Source organism: Desulforamulus profundi (genome assembly GCF_002607855.1).
This window is the reverse complement of the sequence record NZ_AWQQ01000049.1, coordinates 64,656-77,661: the sequence shown is the minus strand read 5'-3', so window position 1 is coordinate 77,661 and position 13,006 is coordinate 64,656. Positions and strand designations below refer to the sequence as shown.

Below are 13,006 nucleotides of genomic sequence, written 5' to 3'. Positions count from 1 at the left end.
TTTGCCAACAGGGGATTCGGCGGCAGGAATGAATAGTTAATCAAAGAATTATTACTTATTTGGATAGTTTAAACGGGTGGTGAAATTTTTTGGATTTCTGTTACAAGGGGAAGGAAGACCTGACCAACAGTATTAGCTTGTTGATCTCAATTTTGATCAGGTATCCTGAAGTGGCAAAGATTAATTTTGATCCCGAGAATCATGTATTAAAATTTACCTTTATGTACGCCGGTGTTTTATCGGATACGGAGATTGATGAGCTGAAGCATAACATTTTAAGCAGTATTGAGGTCTACAATACCCTGGAATGCAAATACCCGCAGGTTGTCAACCTTGACTACAAAATATCCGACAACCTTACCATGATTGAAATTCAGAGGGATGTGGACACACTAGTACAAGAGGAAATTGCCCTTATGGTTGAGTTATTCCGGCAGTCCATCCATAAGAGTCTGATCACAGAAGAAAGCGACCAACTGGTGGACGAGGATCTGGTGGTTCAAGAAGAACTGATTGAACATATGCTGGAAAGTGTTAAAACAAAATCCGAAAATAAAAGGTTGTACGCCTTCAGAGAAGAAGGCCGAGTCCTGGTTTTCAATAAGTAAGGGGGCTTTCTAAAAAATTGCGTGTCTTAATGATCGGAGACATTGTGGGCCGACCGGGCAGAAGGGCCGTGCTGGACAACCTGAGTTATATTCGTAACGAACGCGACATTGACTTCGTTATTGCCAACGGGGAAAACGCCGCCAGCGGGCATGGCATTACCAAAGAAATTGCCAAGCAGCTCTATGCCGCCGGCATCGATGTCTTTACCATGGGAAATCATGTTTGGAATAAAAAAGAAATTATAACTTATATTGATAAAGAAAAGCGGCTCCTGCGACCGGCCAATTATCCCCCTGGTACACCGGGAGCAGGTTTCCATATTTTTGAAACCAAACTGGGGCACTCGGTCGCGGTTGTCAATGTCTCGGGCAGGATTTATATGCAGGAATTGGATTGCCCCTTCAGGACCGTTGATCATATTCTTGAAAAAATAAAAGACAAAACCCGGATCATTTTTGTGGATTTTCATGCCGAAGCCACTTCCGAGAAGGTTGCTATGGGCTGGTACCTGGACGGGCGGGTAACGGCCATTTGTGGCACACATACCCATGTCCAGACAGCGGATGAGCGCATTTTACCCAATGGCAGTGCCTATATCACCGATATCGGGATGACCGGGCCAAGGGATTCGGTGATTGGTGTCACCACCCACCTGGTGATTGAGAAATTTATGACGCAGATGCCCCGGCGGTTCGAGGCTGCGGAAAGTCCTTATCAATTAAACGCGGTGGTCATTGATGTGGACCCCGCCAGTGGAACAGCCATTAAAATTGAACGTATATTTGATTTAGAATAGATTTTAGAACGCCCTCGCACAAAATTTATAAATTTCTTACAATAGCAGGAATTTTTAGGATTCTGCAGAATAAAATCAATACAGGGATTAGAGCAATCATCCAAACTAACTAAGGAGGGTTTCAGCATGGAAGTCTTAAAAGTTTCAGCAAAGTCCAATCCAAATTCTGTAGCCGGGGCACTGGCTGGTGTGCTAAGGGAGCGCGGTTGTGCCGAAATGCAGGCCATTGGTGCAGGTGCATTAAACCAGGCAGTAAAAGCTATAGCAATTGCCAGAGGTTTTGTGGCCCCCAGTGGAGTTGATTTGATTTGCATCCCTGCCTTTACTGACGTAATCATAGACGGTGATGAAAGAACAGCGATTAAGCTGATTGTAGAACCCAGATAAATTAATTAGTCAGTTCGGTACAACCTGTTTGCTAACGTTGCAAACAGGTTTCTTGCTTCCTGTGGATTTTTAGCTTGTGGAAAGGAGGGATGTCGGTTGCCCGTGGTAGACGGACACTGTGATACGTTAACCGTGTTGTCCCAGCAAAAAAGAACACTGGGTATGCAATCACCCCATGGACATTTGGATCTGCCCCGTTTGCGCAAGGGTGGCATCGATGTTCAATTTTTTGCGGTCTTTGTAGGACCTGAATGCAGTAGTGACCCGGCCGGCTATGTCAACGAAATCATCGATTTGTTTAACGAGGAGATAAAAATTAATCAACCTGAAATCGAACATGTCCGTTGTTATAGAGATATAGAAAATACACTGCAGAAGAAAAAGACCTCTGCGGTCCTTACCATAGAAGGCGGGGAAGCGCTTAACGGCAGGATTGAACAGCTGGATCTTTTTTATAACCTAGGGGTAAGGGGGTTAACCCTGACCTGGAACGGCAGAAACGAACTGGCCGATGGGGTAGGAATGGGCCTGCGGCCAACGGTTTGACGCACCTGGGGCGGCAGGTGGTGCAGCGGATGGCTGCCCTTGGCATGATGATTGACGTGTCCCACCTGGCCGAACCCGGTTTTTGGGATGTGATAACCGAGGTTAAGACTCCCGTCACGGCAACCCACTCCAATTGCAGGCAGATTTGTGACCATCCCCGCAATTTAACCGACAAACAAATTAAGGCCGTTGCGGAAAGCGGCGGGGTGATCGGCGTCACTTATGTGCCCCAGTTTATCGATGTCAATCAACCGTCCATCCACAGGCTGCTGGACCATATTGACCATATCTATAAAATTGCCGGGATTTCCTGCATCGGCCTTGGTTCGGATTTTGACGGCATTGATCTCACCACCGAAGACCTGCATGACGCCAGCGTGGCAGTCCCCAATATTGCCTGCGCTTTGTCCAAACGGGGCTACAAAACCGGAGAGATTGAGAAGATTTTAGGGGACAACTGGCTGCGCCTGTTTAAGGAAGTTTGCGGTTAGTCTTTGCGCTGCCGGGGAGGAAATTTGCTTGTTAACGAGAAACAATATAGAATGGTCGCCATTCCGATCTGGGAATACTGGAAAGAAAAAAGCGGTGATTTCTTTTGTACACAGATTTGCATATCCACACCACTGCTTCGGACGGTTCGGACACTCCCCGGGAAGTGGTCAAGAAGGCCTTGAAGTTGGGGCTTAGAGCTATTGCGATTTCCGACCATGATACCCTGTCCGGGGTCACGGAAGCACAGCAGGCGGCTAACGGGTTCAGGCTGGAAGTTTTATCGGGCGTGGAAGTCAATACTTACTTTCAGGGCTATGAAGTCCATGTGCTGGGTTACTTGATCGACCCCCACAACGACGAATTTGTGACCAAACTGGAGGAATTTCAGGGCGAACGGTTGGAAAGAACCCAAAAAATGGTTGCAAAATTAAGAAACCTTGATATCAATATTGACTTAGACAGGGTGTTGGAACTGGCAGCCGGGGGTTCAGTGGGGCGGCCCCACGTAGCACGGGCCCTGTTGGAAAAGGGATATGTTTCAACCCTGCAGGAGGCCTTTGCCAATTACATCGGGGCTGGCAAAGCGGCTTTTGTGCCCAGGGAAAAACTTACACCGGTGGAAGCCGTTCAGTTAATCCTGAAGGCCGACGGAGTTCCTGTCCTGGCACATCCCGGTTGGTTAAACTGGACCCCTTCCTGCCGGATCTCATCCAGGCCGGGCTAAAGGGAATTGAAGTATGGCATCGCAATCACACCCCGCTGATGGTGGACCACTATTATCACCTGGCTAAAAAATATAATTTAATCCCCACCGGGGGTTCAGATTATCATGGAGCCGGCCACGACATCTGCAATATCCTTGGAGGTGCTGTGGCACCCTATAAATCAGTCCAATTGTTAAAGACTGCAGCCGGAAAAAATTAGTTTCCGTCTGTGCATAATGCAAAATACAGGAGCGGAGTTAAAGAAAGATGAAACTGGCACGCCGGATGGAAGCGTTGGCACCGGTATATTTACGGAAATGGCAAAGGCTAAGGCCAAAAAGGAAGTCAAAGGCGTAAAGGTCATTGATTTGAGTGTGGGAAGTCCCGACCTGCCCCCGGCCCCTCATATCATTGAAGCGCTGCGCAAGGGTGTGGAAAACCCCTGCAACTACACCTATCCCCTCAGTGGGAAACTGGAACTGCACCGGGCGCTGACCCACTGGTACAAACAGAGGTTTAACGTGGTCTTGGACCCGGCCACGGAAGTTTTAACCCTCATGGGGTCTCAGGACGGTCTGGCGCATGTTGCCCTGGCTTACATCAACCCCGGTGATATCGCTCTGGTGCCGGACCCGGGTTATCCCATTTACGCAGCCTCTATTTTGCTGGCCGAGGGTGAGCTATATCCCATGCCGCTGCTGGAGAAGAACCGTTTTCTGCCGGATTTCACCGTTATCCCGCCGGCAGTGGCCAAACGGGCCAGGATGATGACCATCAACTATCCCAACAACCCGGTGGCCGCTTCTGCCAATGCGGATTTCTATAAAGAGGTTGTGGATTTTGCCAAAACCTATGATATTGTGGTCTGCCATGATGTGGCCTACGCCGAACTGGCCTACGATGGTTTTAAACCCATGAGTTTCCTGGAAGTACCCGGAGCCAAAGAGGTGGGCATTGAGTTTTATTCCTTATCAAAGACCTATAACATGGCCGGCTGCCGCATCGGTTTTGCGGTGGGCAATGCAAATATTTTGCATGCCCTGGGGCGTATTAAGTCCAACATTGATTATGGTGTTTTTTCCGCCGTACAGGAGGCAGGCATCGCCGCCTTAACCGGTGACCAGGAATGCGTCCGGCAAACCGCTGCCACCTACCAGAGACGGCGGGACATTCTGGTGGAGGGCCTGGGCAAACTGGCTGGCAAATGCCGAAACCGCAGGCCTCCATGTTTATCTGGGCGCCGCTGCCCGGAGGGTACCGTTCCTCCATGGATTTCTGCCTGGAGTTCTTAGATAAAACCGGCATCCTGATGGTGCCCGGGGTAGCCTTTGGGGCCCAGGGAGAAGGTTACGTGCGCATCGCCATGGTGCAGAAAGAGGAAGATTTGCGGGAGGCCATCGAAAGGGTTGCTTCTTTGTTCCAGTTCAGCTAGTTGAATGTCTACAACATCACCCCCTAGCATATACTACTGTAAGCGGGATTTAAGGGGTGGTGTTGTTTTGAACGGCAATGCGGATCTTCAGTATCTGCAGAAGCGGATTCAGGAACTGGAAGAAAAAATAGAGCAGCTTCGGCTTAGCCGTCGGGTGTTAATGAACTTGATAGAGAAAATCGAAAAGGATAAATCCACCTTTGTCACCCGATTGGAGAAGGAAAACCGCAAGCTTCACAAAGACAATTACCGATATGCCCAGAGCTTATTGAAACAAAACCGCAGAATTGTCGAGTTACAGAACCGGCTGGAGGACATTCTGACGGAAATGTAATGTAAAACCGCCTCAGGCGGTGTTTTTATTTCACTTCAATTAATGCAAAGCATCCGCTTGCCTGAGAATCTGCAGTTCCGGAGGATCCCCGGCCTGTTGCGGCCGGTGATGGTTCTCGATGAGACAGACCACATCCGGGGACAGGTTGACCCGCCTGGCAATGGCGGCCCCGGCCTGCGGGTGATTGGCGTGTGCGGCGGCGGCCTGAAAAAAATGTCCGTAGAAAAGTTTTTGCCGCAGCATCCTGTCATACAGCCTTGGTGCCAGCGTTGTCATGACTACGATGAAAACCTTGTCCATGGTTTTAATAAGATTGGCGGGTTTGCCCACGTCATGCAATAGGGCGGCTTTCATGAGCAGTCTTCTGTTTACCTGGGGATACTCAGGCAATAACTTTAAGCAGGTCCGGGCCACCCTTACACAGTGGGTTTGGGTTGGCCGGTCCATGCTAAAAAACAGGGACTGTTCTTCAGGATTTAAATGCGTTTTGACAAAGCTTATTTCACCTGGCCCCACTTTGCTGAAGAGAGCGTGCCAAAACTGCAGGACTCTGTTTAGAACCACCTTTTTATCCTCCGGTATATTGCAACAAAATACATCATGAATGGCAGGAGTTTTCCCGGTACTGGAAGAAATCAAGTAAAGGAATTATTATACCTACCAAACCCATCATAATGGAATTTGATGCGATATGCAACGACAAGGAAGGACAGCTCAAATGAATCATGGAAAACTGGTCCTGGTTTTAGGCGGCAGCCGCAGCGGCAAAAGTCAGTTTGCAGAGAGCTTGGCCCATCAGCGGGGGAATAAAATCCTTTACCTGGCCACTGCGGCAGTTTATGATGAGGAAATGGCCCGGCGGGTGCAGGTTCACCGGGAAAGGCGTCCGGCCATCTGGGATACCAGAGAGGAAACACTGCATGTCATTGAAGCAGTGGAGGAGTCAGCAAACCGGTACGATGTCCTGCTGCTGGATTGCCTTACTCTTTGGTTAACCAATTTATTATTGAACGATGCTGTACCCGGTTCCGGCACCCCCTGGCCGGACAAGGAGAAATATATGTTAAATCTTGTTGGTCAACTGGCTATTACCTGTCAAGGCAGACCGTCCAGTGTCATTGTGGTAAGCAATGAAGTGGGCCTGGGATTGGTGCCGGATAACCCGTTGGGCCGTGCCTTCCGGGATGTGGCCGGTGCAGCCAATCAGCTGATGGCTCAATATGCCGATGAGGTTTACTTTGTGGCAGCGGGGCTGCCCATTGAATTAAAATCCCGAGCATCTACCATTTAACAGAGAAAGGATTGATGACGGTGAAGACCGGGATCTACCTGGTGCGTCATGGCGAAACAGCCTGGAACGCCGGTGGAAAATTTCAGGGCCACTCGGACATTCCGCTGACTGAGCGCGGCAGAGAACAGGCCAGAACCCTGGCGGCACGCCTCAGCAGCCTGAAAATAGATGCCTTCTACAGCAGCGATTTGTCCCGGGCCAGGGAAACCGCCGAAATTCTGGCGGAACCCCACCAGGGAACCGTCTACTACCTGCCGGAATTGCGGGAAATCAATTTCGGCCAGTGGGAAGGTCTTACCTTTAAGGAAATTGCCGAAGCCTACGGCGAACTCAGCACCCAGTGGTGGACCACCCCGTTAACCACCCAGATTCCCGCCGGAGAACGGCTGCAGCAGGTGGTGGACCGCTGCACCAGGGCCATCACCGATATCCTCAACCGCCATGCCGGGGAAACGGTTGTGGTGGCGGCCCACGGCGGGGTCATCCGAATTATCGTGGGCATTGCCCTGGGGTTGGATTTGAATTTTTTTTGGAAATTACGTTTGGATAACGTCTCATTAACCATTCTGAAATACCACGGTTCGGACAAAGCCATTTTGGAACTGTTTAATGACACCTGCCATTTGCCTGATGAAAGTTGACCGGTCCCGAAGGAGATACAGAAACAACATTGTTTTCTGCCGGGTAAGGTGTCATAACCAAATAGAATTAATCAATTGAGGTACAGGAAATGTTTGCTAAACTTTCAAAAGAAAAATTCTTAAACCTGGTTGAGAACATTAAAGAATATGTGGATTTATTTACCCTTGAAGAGGGATTGGAGCAGTTTAAGAAATGCAGGCTAAAAGCAGTTCAGATCAATGGTGACAGTGTGCAAGCGCAGGTTCGGGACTACCAATACTATACCGCCACCATTGACGTGAATGATTTTCTGGAAAGTTATTGCACCTGCGGAGCAAAGGATTTCTGCAGTCACCTGGCTGCTGTCTTTTTTTACCTGTACTCCAGTCACCGATGGCCGGACACCTTTTTAGCAGAGGCCAAGGAACACCGTAAGCAGCAAGCAGCAAAGAAGACGGTCGAATTACTTGACAAAACCACTGTCAAAAAACCGCTTCCGAAAGATTCGGTGGAAGCCTGGCATCACTATTTTGAACTGGTATACGGGCAGATGATCAATCTACATGAGCATTCTCGTTATAAGTTTCTGGACGGGTTACAGTATTATCTGGTTTTTTCCGGCATATATGAAAAATTTCAGGAAAAGATGTTTTCCCATAGTTCCGGATGGCCTGTTACTCTACGGGAAATATTCCGGTTGCATAGCGTTTTGTTTCTCATGGACCGTTTGGAAAAGATCAACCGGACTCACCAGTGGTTTTCTCTTACTGCTTCCCAACCGGCCTATTGCGAACGTTGTGAGCAAGAGTTATTAAATCATATACCGAAAATTACCATTGAACAAAAAGAGGTTTTGCGGCCTTTTTTACAAAAGATCCTGGAGACCGTCCAAGAACACTATTTTCAACCATCTCAGACTCTTTTTGATTGGAGGTTTATCCACGGGGTATTGTGGGGGACGATCCTGTATCATCCTGCCCTGGTGGAAAGGGAAACGGCCTTCTTAAAAAGGAAGCTGCTTACGCCTTCACCGGATCGGTACAAGGCGGGACTTGGCCTTGTTTTCTTTAAGGTGTTGGAGAACGAGGACGCGGCAGCCCGGTCTATTCTGCAAGAATTAGATAACTTGAGGGTAAGAGATTTGTTTGAATATCTGTCTTCCTTCCGGCGAGTCGGAGATTGGCAGCGGCTTTTGGAATGGTTGAGATGGTTATTACCTCGGGCTGAGCACACGGACAGACATGAATTTGAAATCCTCTGTGAGTACTGGAACGATGCAGCCGGAGAAAGCGGCGTTCAGGAAGAGGCCTTACGGGTTCTCAAGACCTGGCTACCCAGAAGCCGCCGGTTTTATGCCGACCTGCTCCTACAATTAAAGCTGTACAGAGACTGGGTGGAATTGAATATTTTATATGCCAGTGATTCTGCCGATATATCGCCGGCTGATTCCCGTCTGCTGGAAAACAAGGACCCCGCGGCCTTACTGCCCCTGTATCACCAGTGGGCCGCCAGGCTCATTGAAAGCAAAAACCGCAAGTCCTACCAAGAAGCGGTAAAACTGCTTAAGAAATTACGATCCCTTTATAAGAAATTAAAACTGGGCCGGGAATGGGACGAGTTTATTAACTACCTGGCCGCCCCGGGGAGGATTCTTCGTTTGGGGAGAGCAGCAAATAAAGGGACAAGTCTACCAGTTTGGCGTAACGGATTTAAAATTTTGTCTCTTTGCCTGGCACCGGCCTTCCTTTTACGGTTCCTTTATCGAAACCATACAGCATAAGAATTGGACAGGCATTTATCTGTCACCCCGTCAGGCATTGGACTTTTTTGCTGAGCCCCCTCATATAAGGGCTGTGGACTGGCAGTGGAGCGAAGAAATCATCCGACTCCGGGAATATGCGCCGGTTATTAAGGAGATTCTGGCAGAGGGCCGGTGGCGACCGGACTTTGCCGGGTGGCAGGCGGACCGGCGGGGGTGGAGACTGGATTGGCCGTCGGATTTAGAGACCGGAGCAAACCTGCCCTATCTGTCGGACTGGACAGACGGGATTATAAATGAGCTGATAGAACAAAATCAACAGGTCCGCAAGTGCTGGGACGAACTTGCAGGCCAATATCCCCTGCTGCAATCCGGAGCAAACCTGCCCCCTGTTATCTCCGATGAAGAGGAGTGGCTGGAGGCCATTGGCTGGAAAAGGGATCTGACCCCTTTCCGGACCTGCCTGCAAATTATAGAGCCGTCTGAAAATACGCCCTGGCAGCTGAACATACTGCTTCAGGATCAGCAGGACCCGAGCCGCCTGGTCGTTTGGGGGCCGGCGCAACTTGAAGAAGGGACTGATTTTCAGGCTGGCGAAAAAATGCCCCCTGAATGGATACCTCATTTGGGGAGGATACACCAGGACACGAAAAAATGGATCAAACTCATCCCCTGGTTGGCGGATCAAAAGGGAAGAAGTACAGGCATACCGGACAGACTGCGTACTGCATTAACCGAGGACGAAACCTGGGAATTCCTGAATTCAAACTCTTCCTGTAAAACCGAGGGAACGTTCTAACAAGGTTCAACGCCTTTTGGAAATGGTGGAGGAACTCCGGAAGGAAGGAGACCGCTGTCTGATATTTACTCAGTTTTTGGGAATGGGGCAAATGCTTCAGCAAATTATTGAGAAAGAATTGCGTGAGAGGGTTTTCTTTCTCCATGGCGGGACACCCAGGGTACAACGAGACGAAATGATCGCTCGTTTTCAGGACCGGTCTCTGGTTGGCAAAGAAGCCTGCAACATTTTTATTCTGTCCTTGAAGGCGGGAGGGCTGGGGCTAAACCTGACCGCTGCCAATCATGTCTTTCACTTTGACCGCTGGTGGAACCCGGCGGTAGAAAACCAGGCCACCGACCGTTCCCACCGGATTGGACAGCGACGGATGGTACAGGTTCATAAATTTATTAGCCCGGGTACCCTGGAAGAAAGGATTGACGAAATGATTGAGCAAAAGCAGGATTTGAACCAGCAGATTGTCTGTGGCGGAGAAACATGGATTACGGAACTTTCCACGAAGGAAATAAGAGAAATTTTTGCCCTGCGTAAGGAATGGATAGGGGCATAAAGGAGTATAAAGAGGTAACGGCAGATGTCGAAGAAAAAAGAGGATAAAAAGAAAAAGAAGAGGCTACATCAAAAAAGAGCGCGGGTCAAAGGTGACAATCCCGGCAACCAGGCGGTTGAAACAGAACTTTTGTCCCGAGAACCAGAGAACCTCGGTCACCTCTCGCCCCCCTGGCAGCATTTTTACCGGACTGTAATTGATCAGATCAAATAGAGGAAAAAATAGGATATCATTTATAGCCCCCCCCAGGGTGGTTTTTGTTTTTCATGGATAATCGACTCCCCGCCGAGAAAAACTAGGTTTAACAAGTCAGCGGGGAGGGAAAGATTTTATGGAAGAGTATCTCAGATCCAGAGTTCCCTGGAGTACGGAGCCCAGTTTGGAAACCAAGGCCAATGAAGTGGGTGTAAACTTTAATGCTCTGATTGACGGTATAAAGAATAACAGGTCTGACGAAGAAATGGCAGAGGAATTCGGTGTAAAGCCCAAATGTATCGGCTATTTAAAAGAACATTTTTGGACCCGTGGCATTGGCTCCATTATGGGACAAGACTAATTTCTTATTTGCATAAAACTCAGACTCACTTCCCGTTGCCCTCGCGGAAAGGGGTCTCTTTTTCCGAGGGTACTGCTTAATCAGTTGTTTAAGTACGGGAGGTTTTTATCTTTGTTGCGAAGATTTTTGATCTTACTCCTGGCTGTTCCCATCATCGAAATGCTGATCCTGGTTGAAACGGGAAGGCGGTTTGGTTTTTGGACCACCCTGGGAATCTTGATTGTTCTGGGATTACTGGGCATTTTCCTGGTCAGGACCCAGGGGTTTGCGGTGGTGGGCAAGATCAAGCAGGAAATATCCCTGGGGCAGGTACCCACCACTTCTTTATTGGACGGTCTGCTGGTACTGGCCAGCGGTCTGCTGCTTTTGACGCCCGGGTTATTGACAGACTTTGTTGGATTGGCCATCTTATTTGAACCTGTCCGCCGCGTTTTAAGGCTCAAATTAAAGAGCTTTATCCTCAGGTCTTTTCTACCGGGCAGACTGCTCAGGATAAAATGGTAGGGTTTAAGGTCTTTATAATGACAATTTCCTAGTATCGTTAAACTACCTGTGATATAATAAACGAATATAATTTTTGACCAGCTTTTATCATAAAGAAGGGAGAGTTAGAGTTGTATCCAGAGAAATTTGCCAAATCCGGACTGACATTTGATGATGTATTGCTGATTCCTGCAGCTTCCGAAGTATTGCCGAGGGAAGTTGACACCTCTACCTACCTTACCAAACGAGTTAAACTAAATGTCCCCATCATGAGTGCCGGGATGGACACCGTGACTGAATCACGCATGGCCATTGCCATCGCCCGGGAGGGCGGCATCGGGGTCATTCACAAAAACATGTCCATTGCACGCCAGGCCATGGAGGTTGACCGGGTAAAACGGTCGGAACACGGGATTATTACCGATCCCATTTTTCTTTCCCCCGAAAGTCCTGTTCGGGAGGCCCACGAATTGATGGAGAGATATCACATTTCAGGGGTGCCTATTACGGTGGACGGCAAACTGGTAGGCATTCTGACTAACCGGGACCTCCGCTTTGAGACCAGCGATGACCGTCCTTGCAGCGATGTCATGACCAAAGACAACCTGATCACCGCGCCGGTGGGCACCACCCTGGAAGAAGCCAAACAAATTCTTATGAGGCACAAGGTGGAAAAGCTCCCCATCGTGGACGAGCACTATAACCTGCGAGGTTTAATCACAATCAAAGACATTAAAAAGGCCAAGGAATACCCCAACGCCGCCAAGGATGAGCGGGGACGCCTGAGGGTTGCCGCAGCGGTGGGCGTGGCTTCCGATACCATGGAAAGGGTGCAGGCACTGGTCAATGCCAAGGTGGATATCATCGTGGTGGATACCGCCCACGGTCATTCCCACATGGTCGTGCAAACCGTTAAAAACATCCGGTCTGCCTACCCGGATTTAAACATTATCGCCGGCAATGTAGCCACTGCCGAAGCCACCAGAGATTTGATTGCTGCCGGGGCGGATGCCGTTAAGGTGGGAATCGGTCCCGGTTCTATCTGTACCACCAGGGTGGTGGCAGGTGTCGGGGTACCGCAAATTACCGCGGTTTATGATTGCGCCCAGGAAGCGGCCAAATATGGCGTCCCGGTGATTGCGGACGGCGGCATTAAGTATTCCGGAGACATTGTGAAAGCCATCGCCGCCGGCGCCAGCGTAGTTATGCTGGGCAGCATCCTGGCGGGCACCGAAGAAAGCCCCGGGGAAAAAGAAATTTACCAGGGCCGCAGCTACAAGGTCTATCGCGGCATGGGTTCTCTGGGCGCCATGAAAGAGGGAAGCGGCGACCGCTACTTCCAGGAGCAGGCCAAGAAAATGGTGCCCGAGGGTGTGGAAGGCCGTGTTCCTTTTAAGGGTGCCCTATCTGATTCCATCTTCCAACTGGTGGGCGGTTTAAAGGCCGGTATGGGTTATACCGGCAGCCGGAGCATTGAGGAGCTTAAAACCAATGCCAGGTTTATCCGCATTACCCCGGCAGGCCTAAAGGAAAGCCACCCGCACGGCGTGCATATTACCAAGGAATCACCCAACTACAGTTTATAAGCAAAAAGTCCACGGGGCATACCTCCGTGGACTTAAATTTTTTGAAATTAATAAATGATAC

General features: G+C 49.4%; 18 protein-coding genes and 1 pseudogene. 18 read left to right on the top strand and 1 reads right to left on the bottom strand.

Annotation, left to right across the window (positions count from 1 at the left end; genetic code table 11):
* Positions 1-89 precede the first annotated feature (89 nt).
* The 9 genes and pseudogenes from P378_RS08745 to P378_RS08715 all read left to right on the top strand — a co-directional run bounded on the left by P378_RS08745 (position 90) and on the right by P378_RS08715 (position 5,300).
* On the top strand, positions 90-608 hold the full coding sequence (locus P378_RS08745) for a hypothetical protein (protein ID WP_099082974.1): 519 nt from the start codon (positions 90-92) through the stop codon (positions 606-608).
* Between the two features lie 17 nt (positions 609-625).
* The gene (locus tag P378_RS08740; RefSeq protein ID WP_099082973.1) at positions 626-1,405 is read left to right on the top strand and encodes a TIGR00282 family metallophosphoesterase; all 780 of its coding nucleotides are present in this window, start codon (positions 626-628) and stop codon (positions 1,403-1,405) included.
* 126 nt (positions 1,406-1,531) lie between these two features.
* The gene (locus tag P378_RS08735; RefSeq protein WP_008413380.1) at positions 1,532-1,792 is read left to right on the top strand and encodes a stage V sporulation protein S; all 261 of its coding nucleotides are present in this window, start codon (positions 1,532-1,534) and stop codon (positions 1,790-1,792) included.
* A 102-nt stretch (positions 1,793-1,894) separates the two neighbouring features.
* On the top strand, positions 1,895-2,338 hold the full coding sequence (locus P378_RS22865) for a dipeptidase (protein WP_274378671.1): 444 nt from the start codon (positions 1,895-1,897) through the stop codon (positions 2,336-2,338).
* Positions 2,335-2,829 (top strand): dipeptidase, encoded by a 495-nt coding sequence (locus tag P378_RS22860; protein WP_274378668.1) that lies wholly within the window; start codon positions 2,335-2,337, stop codon positions 2,827-2,829. Before P378_RS22865 ends, P378_RS22860 begins: the two co-directional genes overlap by 4 nt.
* Positions 2,830-2,933: 104 nt before the next feature.
* Positions 2,934-3,554, top strand: a complete 621-nt coding sequence (locus tag P378_RS08725; protein ID WP_238473056.1) for a PHP domain-containing protein — start codon at positions 2,934-2,936, stop codon at positions 3,552-3,554.
* Positions 3,506-3,754: a PHP domain-containing protein gene (locus tag P378_RS21455; RefSeq protein WP_238473065.1), complete on the top strand. Its 249-nt coding sequence runs from the start codon at positions 3,506-3,508 to the stop codon at positions 3,752-3,754. The genes P378_RS08725 and P378_RS21455 overlap by 49 nt, the downstream gene beginning before the upstream one ends.
* A gap of 47 nt (positions 3,755-3,801) precedes the next feature.
* Positions 3,802-4,966, top strand: a pseudogene (locus tag P378_RS08720) (LL-diaminopimelate aminotransferase).
* A 67-nt stretch (positions 4,967-5,033) separates the two neighbouring features.
* Positions 5,034-5,300, top strand: a complete 267-nt coding sequence (locus P378_RS08715) for a translation initiation factor 2 (RefSeq protein ID WP_099082972.1) — start codon at positions 5,034-5,036, stop codon at positions 5,298-5,300.
* A gap of 39 nt (positions 5,301-5,339) precedes the next feature.
* Here the strand turns inward: P378_RS08715 and P378_RS08710 are convergent, their stop codons facing one another.
* Entirely contained in the window at positions 5,340-5,864 is a 525-nt protein-coding gene (locus P378_RS08710) for an HD domain-containing protein (protein ID WP_099082971.1), read from the bottom strand.
* 154 nt (positions 5,865-6,018) lie between these two features.
* On the opposite strand from P378_RS08710, the gene cobU reads away from it, so the two are divergent.
* The 9 genes from cobU to guaB all read left to right on the top strand — a co-directional run bounded on the left by cobU (position 6,019) and on the right by guaB (position 12,945).
* A complete protein-coding gene (cobU, locus tag P378_RS08705) occupies positions 6,019-6,591 on the top strand; it encodes a bifunctional adenosylcobinamide kinase/adenosylcobinamide-phosphate guanylyltransferase (protein WP_099082970.1) in 573 nt (190 codons plus the stop codon).
* Positions 6,592-6,611: 20 nt separating this feature from the next.
* Positions 6,612-7,232: an alpha-ribazole phosphatase gene (cobC, locus tag P378_RS08700; RefSeq protein WP_099082969.1), complete on the top strand. Its 621-nt coding sequence runs from the start codon at positions 6,612-6,614 to the stop codon at positions 7,230-7,232.
* A gap of 89 nt (positions 7,233-7,321) precedes the next feature.
* Positions 7,322-8,992, top strand: coding sequence for an SWIM zinc finger family protein (locus tag P378_RS08695; RefSeq protein ID WP_099082968.1), 1,671 nt, complete (start codon positions 7,322-7,324; stop codon positions 8,990-8,992).
* A 73-nt stretch (positions 8,993-9,065) separates the two neighbouring features.
* Positions 9,066-9,770: a hypothetical protein gene (locus tag P378_RS19505; RefSeq protein ID WP_180261036.1), complete on the top strand. Its 705-nt coding sequence runs from the start codon at positions 9,066-9,068 to the stop codon at positions 9,768-9,770.
* On the top strand, positions 9,733-10,320 hold the full coding sequence (locus P378_RS19500) for a DEAD/DEAH box helicase (protein WP_420795988.1): 588 nt from the start codon (positions 9,733-9,735) through the stop codon (positions 10,318-10,320). Before P378_RS19505 ends, P378_RS19500 begins: the two co-directional genes overlap by 38 nt.
* 24 nt (positions 10,321-10,344) lie before the next feature.
* Positions 10,345-10,533, top strand: a complete 189-nt coding sequence (locus P378_RS08685; RefSeq protein ID WP_099082967.1) for a hypothetical protein — start codon at positions 10,345-10,347, stop codon at positions 10,531-10,533.
* A 118-nt stretch (positions 10,534-10,651) separates the two neighbouring features.
* Entirely contained in the window at positions 10,652-10,876 is a 225-nt protein-coding gene (locus tag P378_RS08680; protein WP_099082966.1) for a hypothetical protein, read from the top strand.
* A 111-nt stretch (positions 10,877-10,987) separates the two neighbouring features.
* On the top strand, positions 10,988-11,380 hold the full coding sequence (locus tag P378_RS08675; RefSeq protein WP_099082965.1) for an FxsA family protein: 393 nt from the start codon (positions 10,988-10,990) through the stop codon (positions 11,378-11,380).
* A 110-nt stretch (positions 11,381-11,490) separates the two neighbouring features.
* The gene (gene guaB, locus P378_RS08670; protein WP_099082964.1) at positions 11,491-12,945 is read left to right on the top strand and encodes an IMP dehydrogenase; all 1,455 of its coding nucleotides are present in this window, start codon (positions 11,491-11,493) and stop codon (positions 12,943-12,945) included.
* Positions 12,946-13,006 lie beyond the last annotated feature (61 nt).

Bases quoted from the DNA above. Each gene is read 5' to 3' on its own strand.
- P378_RS08735 (WP_008413380.1), top strand. From the start codon at position 1,532: ATGGAAGTCTTAAAAGTTTCAGCAAAGTCCAATCCAAATTCTGTAGCC.
- cobU (WP_099082970.1), top strand. From the start codon at position 6,019: ATGAATCATGGAAAACTGGTCCTGGTTTTAGGCGGCAGCCGCAGCGGC.
- P378_RS08695 (WP_099082968.1), top strand. From the start codon at position 7,322: ATGTTTGCTAAACTTTCAAAAGAAAAATTCTTAAACCTGGTTGAGAAC.
- P378_RS08685 (WP_099082967.1), top strand. From the start codon at position 10,345: ATGTCGAAGAAAAAAGAGGATAAAAAGAAAAAGAAGAGGCTACATCAA.
- P378_RS08680 (WP_099082966.1), top strand. From the start codon at position 10,652: ATGGAAGAGTATCTCAGATCCAGAGTTCCCTGGAGTACGGAGCCCAGT.